The sequence below is a fragment of the Streptomyces sp. NPDC048185 genome (assembly GCF_043202495.1).
In the GTDB taxonomy this organism is placed as follows: domain Bacteria; phylum Actinomycetota; class Actinomycetes; order Streptomycetales; family Streptomycetaceae; genus Streptomyces.
Map to the genome: position 1 here is coordinate 847,533 of NZ_JBIDAN010000002.1, position 21,405 is coordinate 868,937.

The 21,405-nt window shown below is 72.2% G+C and carries 15 protein-coding genes; 3 read left to right on the plus strand and 12 right to left on the minus strand.

Annotation, left to right across the window (positions count from 1 at the left end):
- The first annotated feature begins 10 nt into the window (after positions 1-10).
- The 3 genes from frc (at position 11) to ACGF3H_RS09710 (ending at position 4,894) form a co-directional block, all read left to right on the plus strand.
- Positions 11-1,243: a formyl-CoA transferase gene (frc, locus tag ACGF3H_RS09700; protein WP_362488121.1), complete on the plus strand. Its 1,233-nt coding sequence runs from the start codon at positions 11-13 to the stop codon at positions 1,241-1,243.
- 4 nt (positions 1,244-1,247) lie between these two features.
- On the plus strand, positions 1,248-3,392 hold the full coding sequence (locus ACGF3H_RS09705) for an acetate--CoA ligase family protein (protein ID WP_362488119.1): 2,145 nt from the start codon (positions 1,248-1,250) through the stop codon (positions 3,390-3,392).
- A 122-nt stretch (positions 3,393-3,514) separates the two neighbouring features.
- On the plus strand, positions 3,515-4,894 hold the full coding sequence (locus ACGF3H_RS09710; RefSeq protein WP_362488117.1) for an OFA family MFS transporter: 1,380 nt from the start codon (positions 3,515-3,517) through the stop codon (positions 4,892-4,894).
- Between the two features lie 90 nt (positions 4,895-4,984).
- Here the strand turns inward: ACGF3H_RS09710 and ACGF3H_RS09715 are convergent, their stop codons facing one another.
- The 12 genes from ACGF3H_RS09715 to ACGF3H_RS09770 all read right to left on the minus strand — a co-directional run bounded on the left by ACGF3H_RS09715 (position 4,985) and on the right by ACGF3H_RS09770 (position 21,405).
- Positions 4,985-6,193, minus strand: coding sequence for a sugar phosphate isomerase/epimerase family protein (locus ACGF3H_RS09715; protein WP_362488115.1), 1,209 nt, complete (start codon positions 6,191-6,193; stop codon positions 4,985-4,987).
- Positions 6,194-6,306: 113 nt separating this feature from the next.
- Positions 6,307-7,704, minus strand: a complete 1,398-nt coding sequence (locus ACGF3H_RS09720) for a nucleotide pyrophosphatase/phosphodiesterase family protein (RefSeq protein WP_362488113.1) — start codon at positions 7,702-7,704, stop codon at positions 6,307-6,309.
- On the minus strand, positions 7,701-8,876 hold the full coding sequence (gene eboE / locus ACGF3H_RS09725) for a metabolite traffic protein EboE (RefSeq protein WP_362488111.1): 1,176 nt from the start codon (positions 8,874-8,876) through the stop codon (positions 7,701-7,703). The genes ACGF3H_RS09720 and eboE overlap by 4 nt, the downstream gene beginning before the upstream one ends.
- A 3-nt stretch (positions 8,877-8,879) precedes the next feature.
- Entirely contained in the window at positions 8,880-9,728 is an 849-nt protein-coding gene (locus tag ACGF3H_RS09730) for a TatD family hydrolase (protein ID WP_362488109.1), read from the minus strand.
- On the minus strand, positions 9,728-10,456 hold the full coding sequence (locus ACGF3H_RS09735; protein WP_362488107.1) for an EboA domain-containing protein: 729 nt from the start codon (positions 10,454-10,456) through the stop codon (positions 9,728-9,730). Before ACGF3H_RS09735 ends, ACGF3H_RS09730 begins: the two co-directional genes overlap by 1 nt.
- 13 nt (positions 10,457-10,469) lie before the next feature.
- On the minus strand, positions 10,470-11,618 hold the full coding sequence (locus tag ACGF3H_RS09740) for a sugar phosphate isomerase/epimerase family protein (protein WP_362488105.1): 1,149 nt from the start codon (positions 11,616-11,618) through the stop codon (positions 10,470-10,472).
- Entirely contained in the window at positions 11,615-12,694 is a 1,080-nt protein-coding gene (locus ACGF3H_RS09745; protein ID WP_362488103.1) for an SCO3242 family prenyltransferase, read from the minus strand. Before ACGF3H_RS09745 ends, ACGF3H_RS09740 begins: the two co-directional genes overlap by 4 nt.
- Positions 12,691-13,860, minus strand: a complete 1,170-nt coding sequence (locus tag ACGF3H_RS09750; RefSeq protein WP_362488101.1) for an inositol-3-phosphate synthase — start codon at positions 13,858-13,860, stop codon at positions 12,691-12,693. Before ACGF3H_RS09750 ends, ACGF3H_RS09745 begins: the two co-directional genes overlap by 4 nt.
- A gap of 130 nt (positions 13,861-13,990) precedes the next feature.
- On the minus strand, positions 13,991-17,713 hold the full coding sequence (locus tag ACGF3H_RS09755; protein WP_362488099.1) for a ThuA domain-containing protein: 3,723 nt from the start codon (positions 17,711-17,713) through the stop codon (positions 13,991-13,993).
- A gap of 263 nt (positions 17,714-17,976) precedes the next feature.
- The gene (locus ACGF3H_RS09760; RefSeq protein ID WP_362488097.1) at positions 17,977-18,975 is read right to left on the minus strand and encodes a sugar phosphate isomerase/epimerase family protein; all 999 of its coding nucleotides are present in this window, start codon (positions 18,973-18,975) and stop codon (positions 17,977-17,979) included.
- Between the two features lie 15 nt (positions 18,976-18,990).
- Positions 18,991-20,274: a Gfo/Idh/MocA family oxidoreductase gene (locus ACGF3H_RS09765; RefSeq protein ID WP_362488095.1), complete on the minus strand. Its 1,284-nt coding sequence runs from the start codon at positions 20,272-20,274 to the stop codon at positions 18,991-18,993.
- 84 nt (positions 20,275-20,358) lie between these two features.
- On the minus strand, positions 20,359-21,405 hold the full coding sequence (locus tag ACGF3H_RS09770) for a substrate-binding domain-containing protein (protein ID WP_362488093.1): 1,047 nt from the start codon (positions 21,403-21,405) through the stop codon (positions 20,359-20,361).

The following is a 21,405-nucleotide window of genomic DNA, read 5'->3' on the forward strand; positions in this document are numbered from 1 at the left end:
GTGAAGCCCCATGGTGGCGAAGGCTCTTGAGGGCATCCGCGTCCTGGACATGACGCACGTGCAGTCGGGTCCCTCGGCGACCCAGCTGCTCGCCTGGCTGGGCGCGGACGTCGTGAAACTGGAGGCGCCGAGCGGTGACATCACGCGCGGGCAGCTGCGCGATCTGCCGGACGTCGACTCCCTCTACTTCACGATGCTCAACTGCAACAAGCGAAGCATCACCCTCAACACCAAGACCGAGCGCGGCAAGGAGATCCTCACCGAGCTGATCCGGCGCTCGGACGTCATGGTCGAGAACTTCGGGCCGGGCGCGGTCGACCGGATGGGCTTCACCTGGGACCGCGTCAGGGAGATCAATCCACGGATCGTCTACGCCTCCGTCAAGGGGTTCGGCGAGGGCCCGTACACCGCGTTCAAGGCGTACGAGGTCGTCGCGCAGGCCATGGGCGGATCGATGTCCACCACCGGTTTCGAGGACGGGCCGCCGCTGGCGACGGGGGCCCAGATCGGGGACTCGGGCACGGGCGTCCACGTCGTGGCGGGCATCCTCGCCGCCCTCTACCAGCGGGAGCACACCGGACGCGGGCAGCGGGTGAACGTGGCCATGCAGCACGCGGTGCTCAACCTCTGCCGGGTGAAGCTGCGCGACCAGCAGCGCCTGGCCCACGGTCCTCTCGCCGAATATCCCAACGAGGACTTCGGCGACGAGGTTCCCCGCTCCGGGAACGCGTCCGGGGGCGGTCAGCCCGGCTGGGCGGTGAAGTGCGCGCCGGGCGGCCCCAACGACTACGTGTACGTCATCGTGCAGCCGGTCGGCTGGCGGCCGCTCAGCGAGCTCATCGGCCGGCCCGAACTGGCCGACGACCCCGAGTGGGCGACACCCCGGGCCCGGCTGCCGAGGCTGAACAAGATGTTCCAGCTCATCGAGGAGTGGTCGTCCACCCTTCCCAAGTGGGAGGTGCTGGAACGGCTCAACGCCCACAACATCCCGTGCGGGCCGATCCTGTCGACCAAGGAGATCATCGAGGACCGGTCGCTGGCCGCCAACGAGATGGTGGTCAGGGTCACCCATCCCGAGCGGGGCGAGTTCGTCACCGTCGGCAGCCCGCTGAAGCTCTCCGACTCCCCGGTGGAGGTGACCAGTTCGCCGCTGCTCGGTGAGCACAACGAAGAGGTGTACGTCGGCGAGCTGGGGCTCGGTGACGAGGAGCTGCGCCTGCTCAAGTCGAACGGGGTGATCTGAGGTGATGGCCGAGGACCGGGTGCAGCGGGTGCGCCGGCTGCTGGACTCCGTGCGGGCCGGGGGGCGCACCGCCCTGACCGCTCCCGAGGGAAAGGTGCTGGCCGACGCCTACGGGATCGCCGTACCGGGCGAGGAGCTGGCGCGGGACGTCGACGAGGCGGTGGCGTGCGCGGCACGCTTCGGCGGTCCTGTCGTGATGAAGATCGTCTCGCCGGACATCCTGCACAAGACCGACGCGGGCGGCGTGGTCGTCGGGGTGGAGGGCGCCGCGGACGTACGGGCAGCGTTCTGCCGGATCATCGGCAACGCGCGCGCGTACGACGCGTCGGCGCGGATCGACGGCGTGCAGATCCAGGAGCTGCTGCCCAGCGGGCAGGAGGTGATCGTCGGCGCGGTGACCGACCCGACGTTCGGGAAGGTGGTGGCGTTCGGGCTCGGCGGGGTGCTGGTCGAGGTGCTGAAGGACGTCACCTTCCGGCTGGCGCCCGTGGACGCCGACGAGGCGCTGTCCATGCTGGACTCGATCCGGGCGGCCGAGGTGCTGCGCGGGGTGCGGGGACGGGCCGGGGTGGACCGGTGGGCGGTGGCGGAACAGATCCGCAGGGTGTCGGAACTGGTGGCGGACTTCCCGGAGATCGCCGAGGTCGACCTCAACCCGGTGATCGCCACGCCGGAGGGCGCGGTCGCCGCCGACATCCGGGTGATCCTCGCCTCCGGGGCGCCCAGGGCGCGCCGCCGGTACACGCGCGAGGAGATGCTCACCTCGATGCGCCGGCTGATGCAGCCCTCGTCGGTCGCCGTGATCGGTGCCTCCGACGAGGCCGGCAAGATCGGCAACTCGGTGATGCGCAACCTCGTCGACGGCGGCTTCGCGGGCGAGATCCACCCGGTGAACCCCAGGGCCGATGACATCTTGGGCCACAAGGCGTACAAGAGTGTCACCGACGTTCCCGGCGAGGTGGATGTGGCGGTCTTCGCGATCCCCGCGAGGTTCGTGGCGGCGGCTCTGGAGGAGGTCGGGCGCAAGGGCGTCCCCAACGCCGTGCTGATCCCCTCCGGGTTCGCCGAGACCGGTGAGCACGCGCTCCAGGACGAGATCGTGGCGGTCGCCGAGCGGCACGGCGTCCGGCTGCTGGGCCCGAACATCTACGGCTACTACTCGACCTGGCAGGACCTGTGCGCCACGTTCTGCACGCCCTACGACGTCAAGGGCGGAGTGGCGCTGACCTCGCAGTCGGGCGGCATCGGGATGGCGATCCTGGGCTTCGCGCGCACCACGAGGACGGGCGTGTCGGCCATCGTCGGCCTCGGCAACAAGTCGGACCTGGACGAGGACGACCTGCTGACCTGGTTCGGCGAGGACCCGCACACCGAGTGCATCGCGATGCACCTGGAGGACCTCAAGGACGGCCGGGCGTTCGTCGAGGCGGCACGGGCCACCGTGCCGAAGAAGCCGGTCGTGGTGCTCAAGGCCGGGCGCACGGCAGCGGGCGCCAGGGCCGCCGGGTCGCACACCGGGGCGCTCGCCGGGGACGACGCCGTGTACGACGACATCCTCAGGCAGGCCGGTGTCATCCGGGCGCCGGGGCTGAACGAGATGCTGGAGTACGCGCGCGCGTTGCCGGTGCTGCCCGCTCCCCGGGGGGACAACGTCGTGATCATCACCGGGGCCGGCGGCAGCGGGGTGCTGCTGTCCGACGCGGTGACGGACAACGGGCTGTCCCTGATGGAGATCCCGCCCGACCTGGACACGGCGTTCCGCGCGTTCATCCCGCCGTTCGGGGCCGCGGGCAATCCGGTGGACATCACCGGGGGCGAGCCGCCGTCGACGTACGAGGCGACGATCCGGCTCGGCCTGGAGGACCCGCGCATCCACGCGCTGGTCCTGGGCTACTGGCACACCATCGTCACTCCCCCCATGGTGTTCGCCGAGCTCACCGCGCGCGTGGTGGCCGAGTTCCGCGAGCGCGGGATCGAGAAGCCCGTGGTGGCCTCGCTCGCGGGCGACGTGGAGGTGGAGGAGGCCTGCCAGTACCTCTTCGAGCGCGGGGTCGTGGCGTACCCGTACACGACCGAGAAGCCCGTGGCCGTGCTGGGCGCGAAGTACCGCTGGGCGCGGGCCGCGGGGCTGTTGGGGGGCGGTTCATGAGCTGAGGGAGCACGGGACCGGCCGACGGTGCGCGTCGGCCGGTCCCAGGACCCGCGCGCGCACGAAAGGCATGGGACAGGGGGCGCCGGCCAGATCTTTCGAACGCAAGGGGTGCACACGACATGACAACCACCGATGTCACACGGGTCGCCGTCCACCGGGAGGTGACCGACAGGAACGGACGCGTCTACCGCGTGGGCGAGTCCGACATCGACATCATGGGGCGCAAGCGCAAGTGGATGGTGATCCTGCCCTGGATCGGCATGATGGGCATCTCTTCCGCCGAGTACGCGTTCGCGTCCGCCGAGGACACGCTGCACGAGGCCCACCACTGGTCCAGCGGCAGCATCTACTGGATGATGACCGCCTGGGTGTTCTGCCAGGCCGCGGTGGCGTTTCCGGCGGGGCGGCTGCGGGAGAACGGCAGACTGCCGGCGCGCTGGGCGATGATGCTGGGTTCGCTCGGCACCCTGCTCGGCTATCTGTCGCTGGCGTTCGCGCCGCACGTCGCGCTCGCCTTCATCGGGTTCGGCGTGTTCAGCGGCATGGGCGCGGGGATGGTGTACGCGACCTGCGTCAACATGGTCGGCAAGTGGTACCCGGAGCGCAGGGGCGGGAAGACCGGCTTCGTCAACGGCGGTTTCGCCTACGGTTCGGTGCCGTTCGTCTTCATCTTCCACGGCTACATGGACGGCTCCAACTTCCGCTGGGTGCTGGTCTCGACGGGTCTCTTCCTCGCCGCGACGGTGGCCCTCGCCGGCTTCTGGTTCCGGGACCCGCCGAAGAACTGGTGGCCGGCCGCCGTCGACCCGCTGAACCCCCCGGAGGACCCGCGGGCCCGGCGTTCGCTGGAGAAGAATCCCCCGGCCGTCAAGCAGTACTCCCCGCTGGAGGCCTGGAGGACCGGCCGGGTGGCGCTGATGTGGTTCTGTCTCGCCTGCACCTCCGGCGTGAACATCTTCGGCATCGCCTTCCAGGTCGACATCGGCGAGGAGGCGGGCTTCGCGGCCGGGATCGTGGCCACCGCGATGTCGCTGAAGGCGATCGTCAACGGCACCGGACGCGGTGTCATCGGCTGGCTCTCCGACCTCTACGGCCGCAAGCAGTGCCTGCTCTACGTGTGCGCGATCCTGGGCGTCGCCCAGTTCGGCATCATCCTGGCGGCCGAGATCAAGAACCTGCCGCTGTTCCTGGTCTTCTCCGCCGTCTCCGGTTTCGGCGGCGGCGCCATCTTCCCGATGTTCGCGGCGCTGACGGCGGACTACTTCGGCGAGAACAACAACGCCACCAACTACGGGATGGTCTACAGCTCCAAGCTCGTCTCGGGTCTGGGCGCGGGCATGGGTTCCGTGGTGGTCGGCGCCTGGGGGTACAACGGCGCCTACACCCTGGCGGGTTCGATCTCGATCTTCGCCGGATTCGTGGCCCTGGGCCTGCGTCCGCCGGGACGGCCGAAGGACAAGCGCATCACGCCCAACCCCCGGCCGCTCGGGGAGGGATGAGCGGGGCGCGACACGACAGTGCCCCCTCCGCACGGACCGGGCGGTCCCTTCCGCGCGCTGCGGAAGGGACCGCCCGGTCCGTGTCGCGGGTCAGTGGCGACGCTTGCGCAGGGCCGCCAGGCCGTCGTAGCTGATCTTCGCCTCGCGCAGTGACTGCGCGGGGTCGGTGGCGCTCGGGGAGTTGTCGTCCTCGACCATCGGGTTGTGGTAGTTGCGCTGTCCGACGCGCGAGAAGAACGTCGTGTAGTCGATGACCCCGGTCCCGAAGGGCACCATGTCGTAGCCCATGCCGTTGGTCGTGCTGACGACGCCGTCCTTGGCGTGGAAGAGCGGGTAGCGCCGGTTGTTGCGGACGACCAGCCCGGCCGGGTCGAAGACGTTCTTCCGGGTGGAGCCGTCGTGCGCGGTGTACTCGTGGAACTTGTACTGGGCGACGTGCGCCCAGAAGATGTCCATCTCCAGCCAGACCACCCTCGGGTCGGTGATCTTGAGGAAGTACTCCAGCTTCCGGATGCCCGAACTGCGGGTCGGCCGGCCCTGGTCGTCCAGCGGACCGCCGTCGAGGAGGAATCCGTAGGCGCTGTCGTGGTTGTGGGTGTAGAGCTTGATGCCCTCCCGGTGGGCGATCGCGCCGAGGGCGTTCCACTTGTCGGCGGCCACGTCCCAGTCGGCCCGGTAGGAACTGCCGGTGGGGTCGCCGCCGGTGCCCATGTGGTCCATGCCGAGGATGTTGGCGATCTCCAGGTGCTTCTTGAAGGTGTCCTTGTCGGCCTGGGTCAGCGGCCAGGAGGACGGGATGAAGCCGTGGTTGCCCTGGGCGCGCAGCCCGTAGTCGTCGAGCCAGGAGCGCAGCAGCTTGGCGCCCTGGACGGATTCGAGGCTGGCGCCGCCCGGTGCGTTGGCGTGCTGGTTGTAGCCGGCGAACTCCACCTGGCGGTAGCCGTGGCGGGCCAGCTGCTTGAAGACCTCGCGGAAGCCGGAGGGCAGGTCGGTGGCGAGGGGGTCGCGGGCGGTGGCGTCGCGGACGGTGTAGAGGATGATGCCGCGCTTGTCGGCGGGGACGAGGACCTGCCCGTGCCCGTGGTCATGCCCGTGGTCGTGGTCTCCGTCGCGGCCGTGGGCGAGGGCCGGGGAGGCGCCGAAGACGGGGGCCGCGACGGCTCCGGCCGCCACGGCGGTGCAGGTGCTGAGGAAGCGGCGCCGGCCGACGCCGAGGCTGCGGCGCAGGCTCTCGCCCGGGCCGTCGGCGGCCGGGTCGGTGCCGGCGTCGGTGCGGGAGGGGTCGGTGAAGGGGGTCACGGGTGCCTGCCTTCTGGGTCGTGGCCTGCGCCGATGCGGATCGGCGGGCCGTTGTCAGTGCCGTGTGTTTCACTCTCGGTAGTCGGATGTCGGCGGGCGCACCGAGGGGTGCGTCAGTCGAGTCCGGCCAGCCGGAGCAGGAGTTGTTTCACGTCGGTGGCCGCGACGCGGTCGCCGACTGCGCGGGGGGTGGAGCAGATGAGGAGCGGACCGTCGTCGTCGCTCGCTGGGAGGCGGCCGTGGCTGCCGCGAATAGGTGAGGCGTCCAGGGGCACGACCGCCATGCGGTAGCGCATGCCGAGCTTCTTGCGGGCCACGGCGGTGGCCGCCTTGACCTTGACGTAGGGGTCGAGCGGGTCCATGAACAGCTCGACCGGGTCGTAGCCGGGTTTGCGGTGGATCTCGACGAGCTGCGCGAAGTCGGGCGCGCGGTCGTCGTCGAGCCAGTAGTAGTACGTGAACCAGGCGTCCGGTTCCGCGACGGCGACGAGTTCGCCGGCCCGGGGATGGTCGAGCCGGTGGGCCTTCTTGCCCTCGTCGTCGAGGAGTTGCTCGATGCCGGGCAGACCGTCGAGGGCGGCGCGGGTGGCGTCGAGGTCCTCGGGGCGGCGGACGTACACGTGGGCGATCTGGTGGTCGGCGACCGCGAAGGCGCGGGAGGCCATCGGGTCGAGGTACTCCATGCCGTCCTGCGTGTGGACCTCGAGCAGTCCGGCGCGGCGCAGGGCTCGGTTGATGTCCACGGGCCGGTTCACGCGGGTGATGCCGTACTCGGACAGCGCGACGACGGTGCGGCCCTCGGCGCGGGCGTCGTCGAGGAGCGGGGCCAGCGCCGCGTCGAGGTCGGTGGCGGCCTTCAGGGAGCGCGGGTCGTCGGGGCCGAAGCGCTGCAGGTCGTAGTCGAGGTGAGGGAGGTAGCAGAGGGTCAGGTCGGGGTGGCGGGTGGCCATGATGTGCCGGGTGGCGTCGATGATCCACTGGCTGGAGACCAGGTCCGCGCCGGGTCCCCAGAAGTGGAAGAGGGGGAAGGTGCCGAGCTTGTCGGTGAGTTCGTCGTGCAGGGCCGGGGGCCGGGTGTAGCAGTCGGGTTCCTTGCGGCCGTCGGCGTAGTAGACGGGACGGGGGGTGACGGTGATGTCGGTGTCGGCGCCCATGGCGTACCACCAGCAGATGTTGGCGACGGTGTAGCCGGGGTGGGCGCGGCGGGCGGCGTCCCAGAGTTTGTCGCCGGCGACCAGGCCGTTGTGCTGGCGCCACAGCAGGACATCGCCGAGTTCGCGGAAGTACCAGCCGTTGCCGACGATGCCGTGCTCGGAGGGGTGGGTGCCGGTGAGGAAGGTGGACTGGGCGGCGCAGGTGACGGCCGGCAGGACGGTGCCGAGCGGTGCCCGGGAGCCGGACCGGCCGAGCTGCTTGAGGTGGGGCATGTGGTCGAGGAGACGGGGGGTGAGGCCGACGACGTCCAGGACGAGGAGCGGGGTCGGTCCCTCGGAGGGGGTCGGTCGGGTCATGGCAGTTCCTTCAGGCCGAGGTCGGTCAGCAGGTCGCGGGCGAGGGTGAGCTCGGCGGCGATGCCGTCGGTGAGCTGGGCCCGGGCCCGGGGGCGCAGCTCGGGCGGGAGGGCCTGCCAGGTGTAGGTCTCGACCTCCAGGTGCCGGGTGAGCGGGTGCGGGCCGCCGACGAGCCGGGTCAGCGCGGCCTTGAGCACGGGAAGGGTGGAGGTGAGGGGCGCGGCGGGGGCCGCGTGCAGCGGGACGTGGAAGTGGGCGCGCCAGGGAGCGGTGCCGGGCAGCGGGCCGCCGGCGGCCAGGGCCTCGTCGAGGTCGTCCGTGCCGTGCAGGGCGCCGGAGGGGGTGGTGGTGCGGGTCTGGTGCAGGAAGCGCGGCTCGGCGAACGCGGCCAGGGCTTCGCGGACCGCGGGGTCGGCGGGGCGTTCGGCGTGCAGGGCGGCGGAGAGCTGGGACTTGACGACGGGGACGCGGGCCTCGGCCAGGGCGTCCAGGGCGGTGTGCGGGTCTTCGAAGGAGGTGGCGAGGTGGCAGGTGTCGACGCAGATGCCGATGCGGTCGTGGGCGATGGAGGTCAGCGGTGCGATGGCGTCGTGGGTCGTCTCCACCACGCAGCCGGGCTCGGGTTCGAGACCGATGCGGATGGAGCGGCCGGTCAGTTCCTCGAGGGCGTCGAGGCGCTCGGCGAGCGTCACCAGGGCGCCCCGGGCCTTGTCGGCGCGGGTGTCGTCGTAGGCGGTGCGCCAGGCCAGCGGCAGGGTGGAGATGGTGCCGTCGGTGACGTCGTCGGGCAGCAGGCCGGCGAGAAGGCGGGCGAGGGAGGTGGTGTGGTCGAGGCGCTCGGGGTCGGCCCAGTCGGGCCTGTACACCCGGTACTTGACCTCCTCGGCGCCGAAGCCCTCGTAGGGGAAGCCGTTGAGGGTGACGACCTCCAGGCCGCGCCGGTCGAGTTCGGTGCGCAGGCCGCGCAGGGCCGAGGGGTCGGTGACCAGGGCGTGGGCGGCGTCGCGGGCGAGCCACAGGCCGATGCCGAGACGGTCGCGGCCCAGGCGCCTGCGGACGGGTTCGCAGTGGTCGCGGAGCTGGGCGAGCACGCCGTCGAGGGTCTCGGCGGGGTGGACGTTGGTGCAGTAGGCGAGGTGGACGGTGGAGCCGTCGGGGTGCCGGAAGCGCATCGCTCACTCCCCGCCGCGCAGGATGGAGTTGCCCTCGTGCGTGGCGTCGGACGGGGCCACGTCGAGGCTCAGGCGCCCGCTGAGCCCGTAGAAGTCGACGGGGTTGCGCCACAGCACCCGGTCCACGTCGTCCTCGGTGAAGCCTTCGGCGAGCATCAGGTCGCCGACCTTGCGGGTCTTGAGCGGGTCGCTCCTGCCCCAGTCGGCGGCGGAGTTCACCAGGACCCGCTCCGGGCCGTACTCGCGCAGGAGGGCGACCATGCGGGTCTCGTCCATCTTGGTGTCCGGATAGACGGAGAAGCCGAGCCAGGCGCCGCTGTCCTTGGCCTCGTGGACGGTGGTCTCGTTGAGGTGGTCGACCAGGACCCGGTCCGTGGGCAGGGCCGACTCGCGGACCACGTCGAGGGTGCGGCGCAGGCCGGCGAGCTTGTCGCGGTGCGGGGTGTGCACGAGGGCGGGCAGACCGTGGTCGGCGGCGAGCTGGAGCTGCGTGGCCAGGGCCTTGTCCTCGGCGGGGGTCATCGAGTCGTAGCCGATCTCGCCGACGGCCACGACGCGGTCCTTGACGAGATAGCGGGGCAGCTCGTCCAGGACGGGGAGGCAGCGCGGGTCGTTGGCCTCCTTGGGGTTGAGGGCGATCGTGCAGTGGTGGGCGATGCCGTACTGGGCGGCGCGGAAGGGCTCCCAGCCGAGGAGGGCGTCGAAGTAGTCGCGGAAGGAGTCGGGAGAGGTGCGGGGCTGGCCGAGCCAGAAGGAGGGCTCGACGACGGCGCGGACACCCGCGGCGTGCATGGCCTCGTAGTCGTCGGTGGTGCGGGAGGTCATGTGGATGTGGGGGTCGAAGATGCGCATCAGGACTCCTTGCCGTGGGGGGCGGCCGTGCCGTGCGAGGAGCGCGGGGCCTCGGTCAGGGCCAGGACGCGGTGCAGGTCGTCGGGGACGGGACGGCCCGCCGCGGTGCGTTCGGCGGCGTAGTCGGCGAGCATGCGGGCGAGTTCGGTGTCGGCGCCGGCCCTCCGGTCCAGGTCCGCCACCTGGTCGACGGGGACACCGGTGAACAGGCACTTGAGCACGGCGTGCCGCCACTGGTGGGCGTCCAGGTGCAGGGCGGCGTAGGGGCCGAGGGCGGCGGCGACCAGCCGGGTGTCGTTGGTGCGCAGGGCGTCCTCGACGAGCGGGAGGGCGTCCGGGCCGGGCACGAGGTGGGGCAGCGCCTGCAGGACGGCGCGGCGTTCGTCGGCGGTGCCCTGCGAGTACACCCGGGACAGGACGTCCGCGTCGGCGCGGGCCGCGCGCAGGATGAGGACGCGGGCGGCGTCGGCGTGGGCGGGGCCGCAGCGGCGGCCGGCCTCGGCGAGGCGCAGCTCCCAGACGGAGATGGGGCCGTGGGCGCCGGGGTGGGCGGCGGCCTCGTCCAGGGCCTGGTCGAGCCAGGCGCGGGCGGCTCCGTCGAGCCGGGCGGTGAGCACGGCCCGCAGGTCGGCCGGGGCGACGAGGGCGGGGGTGGTGCCCTGGGCGGCCCGCTCGGCGGGGGCGCCATCCGTGTCCCGGGTGCGGTGGGTGGCGTGGGATCTGGTCATGAGGTGGCTCCCTTCAGAGGGTGGCGGACGGCTCGCCCCGGTGGTTCCTGGTGGTGGACGCCGCTGCCGCCGCCCGGCGGAGGAACGGGAGGGAGCGTTCGGCGAAGTGGGGACCCGCGTGCGAGTGGCGGGGCAGTTCGACGACGGTCAGGCCCTGGTAGCCGGTGGCGGCGAGGGCCTCCAGGACGGACGGGAAGTCGATCTCGCCGTCTCCGAAGGGGAGGTGTTCGTGGACGCCGCGGCGCATGTCCTCGATCTGCACGTGCCGCAGCCAGGGAGCGGCTTCGCGTACGCAGTCGGCGGGAGGAAGGGGTTCGAGGCACTGGCAGTGGCCGATGTCCAGGGTGAGGCCGAGGTTCTCGGGGTCGCCGAGGGCGCGGCGCAGAACGTGGAAGTCGGCGAGGCAGGCCAGGAGGTGGCCTGGTTCGGGTTCGACGGCCAGGGGCACGCCGGCGTCGGCGGCGGCGTCCAGCACCGGGGCGAGGGACTCCGCCAGCCGCTTCCAGGCCGTGTCCTCGTCCGTGCCGGGCTGGACGACGCCGCTGAAGCAGTGCACGGCGTGCGCACCGAGGTCGGCGGCGACCCGGACGGCCCGCACGAGGAGGTCGGTGCGGCGGGCGCGGTCCTCCGGGTCCGGGTCGAGGAGGGTCGGGCCGTGCTTGCGCCGCGGGTCGAGCACATAGCGGGCGCCCGTCTCCACGGTGACGCCGAGCCCGAGGGCGTCCAGACGGTGCGCGATCCGGCGGGTGCGGGCCGCGAGGTCCGGGGCGAGCGGGTCGAGGTGCATGTGGTCGAGGGTCAGGCCGACGCCGTCGTAGCCGAGGTCGGCGAGGAGGGCGAGGGCGTCGTCGAGGCGGAGGTCGGTGAGGCCGTTGGTGCCGTAGCCGAAGCGGAGGGCGGACGGAGAGGCACCGTGCGGCTCCGGCCGCGGGTCCGCTGCGGCGGTCTCGACCCGGCCCGCGTGTCCGTTCGGGCCAGGGCCCTGGCCGAGCCGCTGGTCCGGTCCTCGGTCGGGACCCTGGCTCCGGCCAACGGTCAGACCCTGGCTCCGGCCAACGGTCAGGCCCTGGTGCGGGCCGCGCTGCGCGGGCCCCTGATCGAGACGCTGGTCCGGGCCCGCCGTCGGGCCCTGGTGCAGGCCCGTGTCCGGGTTCCGGTTCATGTGATGCTCACCTTCCTCATGCCGGCCTTCCTCGCGAACAGCCGGCCTGCCGGGGCCAGGGCCGCCACCAGGAGCGACGTGGTGACCGCGCCGGAGCGGGCGGCGAGGGCCGCCTGGAGCGGGACCGTGGCCCGGATGCCGCCCGAGACGGCGCGCTGGGTGAGCGGCGGTGAGGGGTTGAGCGCGGCGTGGAAGTAGGGGCGGGCGGCCGCGGCAGCGTAGGCGGCGCCCAGGGCGGTGGCGAGGACGCCGTCGCGGGCCGCGCGCCCGGCCGGGCCGGAACCCGGCAGGCCGGGGGCGGCTGCTGCCCGCCGGCCTGCCGGGAGTCGGGTGCGGCGGTGGGTGACCAGGCCGGTCAGCGCGCCCGTCGTGGCGAGCGCGGCCAGCGGGGCCAGGACCGAACCGCCGGTGGTCTCCCGGCGGGAGACGGCCGTGACGGCGAGGGTGTGCGTGCCGAGCAGCGCGGCGGAGGGAAGCGCGGCGCGGGTGCCGCCGGCGGTGGCCGCGGCGCCCAGGAGCAGGTCCAGTCCGCGGGCGGCGGCCATCGCGGCGGGCCCGGCGGGCGTGTGCTTCAGGGCGAGGTCGTAGGCCCAGACGGTGGCCGCCAGCGGTGCGGCCACCGCGAGGGCGGGCCGCCCCGCACCGGCGGCGAGCGCCAGCCCGGCGCCGGTGAGGGCACCGGCGGCGGCCAGGGCGGCGGCCGGACGGACGCGGCCCGACGGGATCGGGCGGTGCGGGCGCTCCACGGCGTCCTCGGCGCGGTCCGCCCAGTCGTTCAGGGCCATGCCGGCCTCGTACAGGCACAGGGAGGATCCGATGGCGAGCAGGGTGCGGGGGCCGGGGCGCGCGCCGGCCGCGGCGGCGCCGGCCAGGGCGTCGCCGGGGACGGTGAACAGTGCGGGCAGGCGCAGCAGTTCGGTCCAGGCGCCCGTACGGCCGCCGCGGTGGCCGGGGGTGCGGGGTGCCGCGCCGCCGGAGGGGGCCGGGGTGGCCGCCTCGGCGGTGGGGCCGCCGGCCGCCGTGGACGCGGCGGGCGCGGGCACGCCCCGGACCGTGCTGCCGGCCGTGCGGCTCATCGCCGGGCTCCTCGGTCGTCGGCGTCGTCCCGCAGCAGCCCGGCGAAGCGCCTCAGCTCCGCGTACTGCTCGGCCAGGGACGACGGGCCGTCGCCGACCGGGTCCTTGAAGTAGAAGCCGAGTTCGCTCAGCGGGCCGGTCAGCCCCTTCTCCCGGGCGCGCGCGGCCAGCCGGGCCAGGTCGAGGACGAGCGGGGCGGCGAGTGCGGAGTCGCAGCCCTGCCAGATGGTCTGCAGGATCATGCGGGAGCCGAGGAAGCCGTCGAAGGCGATGTGGTCCCAGGCCGTCTTCCAGTCGCCGAGCGCGGGGACGTCGTCGATGTGGACCTCGCCCTCGGGTGCCGCGCCGAGGGTGTCGGCGAGGACGCGCTCCTTGCCGGCGTTCTTGGCGGCGGCGGCCGCGGGGTCGGCGAGGGCGGCGCCGTCACCGCCGCCCAGCAGGTTGGTGCCGGACCAGGCGCGCACGGCGAGGGCCCGCTGCGTGAACATCGGGCCGAGCACGGACCGCAGCAGGGTCTGCCCGGTCTTGCCGTCGCGGCCCGCGTACGGCACGCCCGAGGACGCGGCGAGCGGGGCCAGCGCCGGGTGGTGCAGGCCGGTGGAGGGGGTGAAGTTGACGTAGGGGCAGCCGGCGCGCAGGGCGGCCGCCGCGTAGAGGGAGCTGGGCGGCAGCGTGCCGTCGGTCGGCGCGGGCTCGGTGGAGGCGACGTTCACCACGACCGTGCCCGCGAGGCCGTGGCGGTCGGTGAAGTCGCGGATGTCGGCCGCGAACACGTCGATCCACTCGTCCTGGGCGCGGCCGTCGTCCGTGTCGCCGGGCAGCGGGCCGCCGGGCCTGATCTCCCGGTCGGCGGCCGCGAGCTCGGCGTGCACGGCGGCCGGCAGGCCGTGCGGCAGGACGCCGCCGGCCGCGAGGTGCTCGGCGCGTTTGGGCAGCGGGCAGTCGACGGTGTCGTGGCCCCCGAAGACGAGGGACGACAGCGGCGGCAGACCGCACGAGGTGAAGTCGGGGGTCTCGGTGACCATGCCGGCCGGCGGGTGGAGCCCGGCGGCGACGGCGGCGCAGCCCGCGATCGCGGTCGTGGCGACGGATCCGCGCGCCCCGATGAACCAGACGCCGAAGCGCGGGGCCGGGGAGGGGGTGGGCAGGGACGGTTCGGCGGACATGGGCAGCCTCCTTGTCGTACGCGAACCGGGTGGGAGTGCCGGAGGGGGACGAGCGGGGTGCCGGGCGCGTGGCCCGTGGTGACGGCGGGCGGAGTTCCGGCGTCCTCCGCCCGCCGCCGTTCCGGTTGCCCTACTGGGGCAGTTCCTTCAGCTGGATGTCGCGGAAGGAGACCTGGTCGTCGGCGCCGTGGTTCTGCAGGCCGATGTAGCCGTCGGCCAGGCTCCGCTCCGGGTCCTTGTTGGTGAAGTCGTTGATCTTGACTCCGTTGAGGAACACCTGGAGGCGTTCGCCCTGGACCTTGATCTCGTAGGAGTTCCACTGGCCGGGCGGCCGCAGGACCTGGTCACGGGCCTTGATGTTCGCCGCCTTGAACGTGTAGACCGCTCCCGTGGTGCGGTCCACGGCGTCCGTGGCGTCGATCTGGATCTCGTAGCCCTTGTTCACCGCGGACCAGGGGTCGTCGGAGGCCGGGAAGCCCACGAAGACACCGGAGTTGTCGTCGCCCTGCATCTTCCAGTCGAGCTTGAGGGAGTACGACTTCAGCTCCTTGGCCTGGTACCAGAGCAGCCCCATGCCGCCCTCGGACTCCAGCGTGCCGTCCTTGACGGTGAACTTGCCGGGGCCGGCCTGCTTCCAGCCTTCCAGGGTCTGGCCGTTGAAGATCTTCCGGTAGCCCTTGGCCGGCTTGCAGTCGGCCTTGACCTGGCCGGTGGCGTACTGGAGGCCGCCGAGCAGGTGGGCGCGGAACGTCTCGTCGGCGTAGGACTCCTTGGTGTGGCCGAGGCCGGTGTAGAAGGAGCGGCCGCCCTCGTAGGCCTGGCACCAGGCGATCGGGTGGTCGCCCTTCATGGTGCCGCCCTGGTAGGTGGTCTCGTCGAGGGTGGCGAGGACCTTGGCCTGCGCACGCGGGTTGGTGCGGTAGTTGTACAGCTCGTCGGTGCGCTCCCAGGTGTCGCCCAGGTGGGCGGTGGCCGGGTGGTCGTGGTCCTCGACGCGCACGGTGGCCTTCTGGATGGCCGGGTGCGAGTCGAAGTAGGCGCCGACGAGGCCGCCGTAGAACTTCCAGTCGTACTCGGTGTCGGCGGCGGCGTGGATGCCCATGTAGCCGCCGCCGTTCGCGACGTAGTTCTCGAACGCCTTCTGCTGGTCGGCGTTCAGGACGTCGCCGGTGGTGGACAGGAAGGCCACCGCGTCGTACTTGGCGAGGTTGGCCGTGGTGAACTGCTTGGCCTCCTCGGTGGCGGTGACGGAGATGCCGGCCGGGGCGCCCAGCTCCTTCAGGGCGGCGATGCCCGCCGGAATGGAGTCGTGGCGGAAGCCCGCGGTCTTGGAGAAGACCAGGACCTTCTTGCCGGCCGTGAACGGCTCCGTGGAGAACTCGAAGTCGTCGATGTCGAACAGCGCGCCCTCGCCGCCCCGGAAGACCAGGTAGACGTCGGTGGTCTTCTTGGGCAGGGCCCGCAGCGGCACGTCGACGTTCTGGAAGGTCTCCCAGCTGCCGGTGGGCGGGATGTACGCCGAGCCGTGCAGCGGGCCGGTGGGCGAACCGGTGCGCACCTCGACGTAGCCACCCGCGCCGCCGGAGGAGGCGCGCACGGTCAGCTTCCTCTGCCCGTCGAACTTGTAGGGCGTGAAGGAGATCCAGTCACCGTCGTTGATGTCGCCGACGGTCTTGCCGCCGTTGGCGCCGGTCTTGTCGATCGGTGACACGCCCTGCTGGGCGGTGAAGTGCTCGGCCTGGCGGTGCGGGGGCTGGACCACGGCGCGGGCGGTGCCGGTCAGGGCCTCCTGGCCGTTGGCGCCGCCGTCGGTGTAGCTGGCGCCGACGACGCCGTAGATGTTGGCGTTGGGGTCGTGGCCGCCGTCGCCGGGCGGCGGGTTGAGGGTGCCCTCACAGCCCGTCTCGCTGGTCAGCTCGTGGGCGTGCGAGTCGTGACCCAGGCTGTAGGCGACCTTGACCTTGGAGCAGTCGACCGTCTCCTCGGGGTCGGTGACCTTCACCTTGAAGGGGATGGGCTGCCCCATGGGGAGCAGGGTGCCGTTGCCGGGGGTCTCGATGACCACCTTGGGCTCGGTGTTGCCGACCACGATCCGGATGCTGGCGTGGCCGGTGTTGCCCTCGGGGTCCTTCGCGGTGAAGGTCGCGGAGTAGGTGCCGGCCTTCTTGTACTTGTGGGTGGGCGTGAGGCCCTCGCCCTGGGTGCCGTCGCCGAAGTCCCAGCTGTAGGTGAGGTTCGGGGAGTCGGCGTCCTTGGCGGAACCGGTGAAGGTGACCTTGAGGCCGGCCGCGCCGGAGGTCCTGTCCGCGCTCACCTCGGCGATCGGGGAGAAGCCGTCGGAGGCGTTCTCGATCCGGTAGAGCGCGGAGTCCTTGTCGCCCTGGAACCAGGAGAGGCCGTAGTCGAGGACGTAGAGCGCGCCGTCGGGGCCGAACTCCATGTCCATGATCTGCGTGCCGGTCCACGGGAAGTCGTTGATCTTCGCGACCGAGCCGTCCTCGGTCTGCTCGATCCGCTTGATCCAGCGGCGGCCGAACTCGCCGGCGAAGAAGTCGCCGTCGTACTCCTCGGGGAACTTCACCGAGGATTCGAGGTTCGGGTCGTAGCGGTAGACCGGGCCGCCCATCGGGGACTCGGAGCCGCTGCCGAACTCGGGCACGGAGTCGTCGTCGTACGGGATCCAGGCGGCCTGCGCGGGCGGCAGGTCGACGAGGCCGGTGTTGTGCGGCGAGGTGTTCTTCGGTGCGGCGCAGTCGAAGGTCTCGCCGGAGGTCTTGGTGGCGAAGTCGTAGTCGACGTAGGGGTCGTTGTCGCCGGTGCAGAAGGGCCAGCCGAAGTTGGCGGCCTTGGTGACCTTGGCGAACTCGACCTGCCCGGCCGGTCCCCGCTTCGGGTCGGCGGCGCCGGCGTCGGGGCCGTAGTCACCGACGTAGACCGTGCCGGTCTTCTTGTCGACGCTGATGCGGAACGGGTTGCGGAAGCCCATCGCGTAGATCTCGGGACGGGTCTTCTCGGTGCCGGGGGCGAAGAGGTTGCCCTCGGGGATGGTGTACGAGCCGTCCTCGGCGACCTTGATCCGCAGGATCTTGCCGCGCAGGTCGTTGGTGTTGCCGGCGCTGCGGCGGGCGTCGAAGGCCGGGTTGCGGTCCGGGCGCTCGTCGATCGGCGCGTAGCCGTCGGAGGCGAACGGGTTGGAGTCGTCGCCGGTGGAGAGGTAGAGGTTGCCCTCGGCGTCGAAGGCGATGTCGCCGCCGACGTGGCAGCAGGTGCCGCGGGAGGCCGCGACGTCCAGGACCTTCTTCTCGCTGGCCATGTCCAGCGTGCCGTTGGCGTTCAGGACGAAGCGGGAGAGACGGTTGACGCCGTCGAACTTCTTGAAGTCCTCGGCGGTGCCGGTCTCCGGGGCGTCGCCCGCGGGGGTGTCCAGCGGCGGAGCGTAGTAGAGGTAGATCGCCCGGTTGTTCTTGAAGTCCGGGTCGATGCCGACGCCCTGCAGGCCCTCCTCGTCGTGGTTGTAGACGGGGATCCGGCCGGCGACCTTGGTGACGCCGCCCTGGTCGGTGAGGCGCAGTGTGCCGTCGCGGGCGGTGTGCAGGACGCTGCGGTCGGGGAGGACGGCGAGCGACATCGGCTCGCCCATCTCGGGCTCGCCCTTGGCGAGCGGTACCTGCTGGAACTGCCCCTCGGCGGCCGCGGGGGCCGCCGCCTCGTCGAGTACCGAGCTGCCCGGCCGGGCGCCGGCGACGGTCGCCGGGGTCGCCACCGCCAGGGCGAGGCCCGTGACCAGGGCGAGGGTGGTGCGAAGTCCGGGCCGCCTCGTGGTGTCGGTGCCTTTGAGTCTGCTTCTGTGCACGAAGTCCCTCCGGGAACGGAATGGGCCGTACGGAACGGGTGCGAAGACATGCGGTGCGGGCGCCGGGGTGCGCCGTCACCCCGGAGGCGTGTGTGTCCTGAACACTTCAGGGACGGTAGCTGTGATTGTCCTGTGCGAACACCCCTTGGACCGCGACTAGTTGAACTTTTACCCGACGCAGGACAAAGGGGTGTCCGGGCAGGTCGGACCAGGGACCGGCGGTTGTTCCGGCCCCCGTGCCGACCTGTTGCCGGACGTGTGGATCAGCTGTTGAACGCGGCGTCGAAGGACGCGCTGGGCGGCTCGAAGTCGAACGCCTTGAGCCGGGCGAGGGCCTCGGGGGCGCCCTGGAGCCGGTCCATGCCGGCGTCCTCCCACTCGACGGAGACCGGGCCCCGGTAGTCGATGGAGCGCAGCATGCGGAAGACGTCCTCCCAGGGGACGTCGCCGTGTCCGGCCGACACGAAGTCCCAGCCGCGCCGCGGGTCGCCCCACGGCAGGTGGGAGCCGAGGCGGCCGTTGCGGCCGTCGAGGCGCCTGCGGGCCTCCTTGCAGTCGACGTGGTAGATCCGGTCCCGGAAGTCCCACAGGAAGCCGACCGGGTCGAGGTCCTGCCACACGAAGTGGGAGGGGTCGAAGTTGAGGCCGAACGCGGGCCGGTGGTCCACCGCCTCCAGGGCGCGCTGCGTGGTCCAGTAGTCGTAGGCGATCTCGCTGGGGTGGACCTCGTGCGCGAACCGCACGCCCTCGGCGTCGAAGACGTCGAGGATCGGGTTCCAGCGGTCCGCGAAGTCCTGGTAGCCGCGTTCGATCATCGACTCGGGCGCCGGCGGGAACATGGCGACCAGGTGCCAGATCGCGGACCCGGTGAAACCGATGACGGTGTCCACGCCGAGGCGGGCGGCGGCACGCGCGGTGTCCTTGATCTCGGCGGCGGCGCGCTGCCGGACGCCCTCCGCGTCGCCGTCGCCCCAGATCCGGGCGGGCAGGATCGCCTGGTGGCGTTCGTCGATGATGGCGTCGCAGACGGCCTGCCCGACGAGGTGGTTGGAGATCGCCCAGCACTTCAGGCCGTACTTGTCGAGCAACTGGTGACGTGAGTCCACGTAGGACGGGTCCGCGAGGGCCTTGTCGACCTCGAAGTGGTCGCCCCAGCAGGCGAGTTCGAGGCCGTCGTAGCCGAAGTCGCGGGCGAGCCGGCAGACCTCCTCCAGGGGCAGGTCGGCCCACTGCCCGGTGAACAGCGTGAAGTTGCGCGGCATGCGCTTCTGGCCTCCTCAGACGGCGATCGACGTGATGGCGACGGGGGTGTAGACGGAGTTCTTCTCGGCGCTCTCCTCCACCGCGGCGAGCACGCGCTGCACCTGCAGCCCGTCGGCGAAGGAGGGGTCGGGCCCGCGTCCCTCGGCGACCGCGTGGACGAGGTCGCGCGCCTGGTGGACGAAGGTGTGCTCGTAGCCCAGTCCGTGGCCGGGCGGCCACCAGGCGTCCAGGTAGGGGTGCTCGGGCTCGGTGACGAGGATGCGGCGGAAACCGGCGTGCTCCCCCGGTTCGGTGCCGTCGTGGTACGATAGCTCGTTGAGCCGCTCCAGGTCGAAGGCGAGGGAGCCGCGCTCACCGTTGAGTTCGATGCGCAGGGCGTTCTTGCGGCCGGTGGCGTACCGGGTGGCCTCGAAGGAGGCGAGGGCGCCCGAGGTGAAGCGGCCGGTGAACACGGCTGCGTCATCCACGGTGACCTCCCCCGTGCCGGCCGCCGACGCGGCGGACAGGCCCCGCGCCGCACCGCCGGGCAGCGGGCGTTCCCGCACGAAGGTCTCGGTGAGGGCGGAGACGCCGGCCAGCCGCTCCCCGGTCAGGTACTGGGCGAGGTCGATGATGTGCGCGCCCAGGTCGCCGAGCGAGCCGGAACCGGCCAGCTCCTTGCGCAGCCGCCAGGTCAGCGGGGCCTGCGGGTCCACCAGCCAGTCCTGGAGGTACGTCACCCGCACGTGCCGCAGCCGGCCGATGCGGCCCTCGGCGACCATGCGCCGGGCGAGCGCGGTGGCGGGCACCCGGCGGTAGTTGAAGCCGGCCATGGCCACCTGGCCGCGTGCGGCCGCCTCCTCGGCGGCCCGGGTCATGGCCTCCGCCTCGGCGACGGTGTTGGCGAGGGGCTTCTCGCACAGGACGTGCTTGCCGGCGGCGAGCGCGGCCAGCGCGATCTCGGCGTGGCTGTCGCCGGGCGTGCAGATGTCGACGAGGTCGATGTCGTCCCGTTCCACCAGGGCCCGCCAGTCGGTCTCGGTGCTCGCCCAGCCGTGCCGGTCGGCCGCCCTGCGGACGGCGTCGGCGTCCCGGCCGCAGACGGCGGTCATGACCGGGTTCAGCGGCAGGTCGAAGACCCGGCCGGCGGTGCGCCAGCCCTGGGAGTGGGCTGCGCCCATGAAGGCGTAGCCGACCATGCCGACGCGCAGCGGCGGTCTGGTCGCGGATGCCCCCGTGGCCGTGTCGCCGGTACCGGCACCGGTCCCGGTCGCTGCTGCGTCCGCCCCGGCCCCCTCGGGCTGCTGCGGCTGTCCCATGCGGATGTCCTCCTCGTCGTGGTGGCGCGGTGGGGTGGGCCCCGCCCCGGCCGGCTGGTCAGGCCGGTGCCGGGGCGGCGGGCCTCACTTGAAGCCGGTGGACATGTACTGGTCCACGTTCTCCTTGTCGACGACGGCCGAGTAGCAGGTGACCGTCGACGGGATCTCGAACTCGGCGAGTCCGCCGATCCCCTTGCCCTGGCCGAGGGCGCGGGCGAGGTCGATCGCGGAGGCGGCCATGGTCGGCGGGTACAGCACGGTCGCCTTGAGGACGCCGCTGTCCGCCTTGATGGCCTGGAAGGCGGAGAGCGCGCCGGCGCCGCCGACCATCAGGAAGTCGTCGCGGCCCGCCTGCTCGATGGCGCGCAGCGCGCCGACGCCCTGGTCGTCGTCGTGGTTCCACAGGGCGTCGAACCGCGACTGCGCCTGCAGGAGCTGGGCCATCTTGGCCTGGCCGGACTCGACGGTGAACTCCGCGGCCTGGCGGGCCACCTTCTTGATGTTCGGGTAGTTCTTCAGGCCGTCGTCGAAGCCCTGGGTGCGCTGCTGGGTCAGCTCCAGGTTGTCCAGTCCCGCGAGCTCGATGACCTTGGCGTCCGGCTTGTCCTTGAGCTTCTCGCCGATGTAGTGGGCGGCGTTGAGGCCCATGCCGTAGTTGTCGCCGCCGATCCAGCAGCGGTACGCCTGGGGGCTGTTGAAGATGCGGTCGAGGTTGACGACGGGGATGCCGGCCCGCATCGCCTTCAGGCCGACCTGGGTGAGCGCCTTGCCGTCGGCGGGCAGCACCACGAGGACGTCGACCTTCTTGTTGATCAGGGTCTCGATCTGGCCGATCTGCGCGGCCGTGTCGTTGGACCCCTCGGTGACCTCGAGGGTGACGTCCGAGTACTTCTCGGCGCGCTTCTTGGCGTTGTCGTTGATGGCGTTGAGCCAGCCGTGGTCGGCCTGGGGACCTGCGTAGCCGATGGTGACGGCCTTGCCCGGCTTGTCGTCGGCGGCCGGCTGGTCGTTCGCGGCCGGCTTCTCGTCGTCGCTGCTCTCGTTGCTCGTGCAGCCGGTGAGGAAGGCACCGGCGGACACGGCGGCGGCTCCGAAGAGCAGTCCTCTGCGACTCGCGTTGAGTTGCTGCAT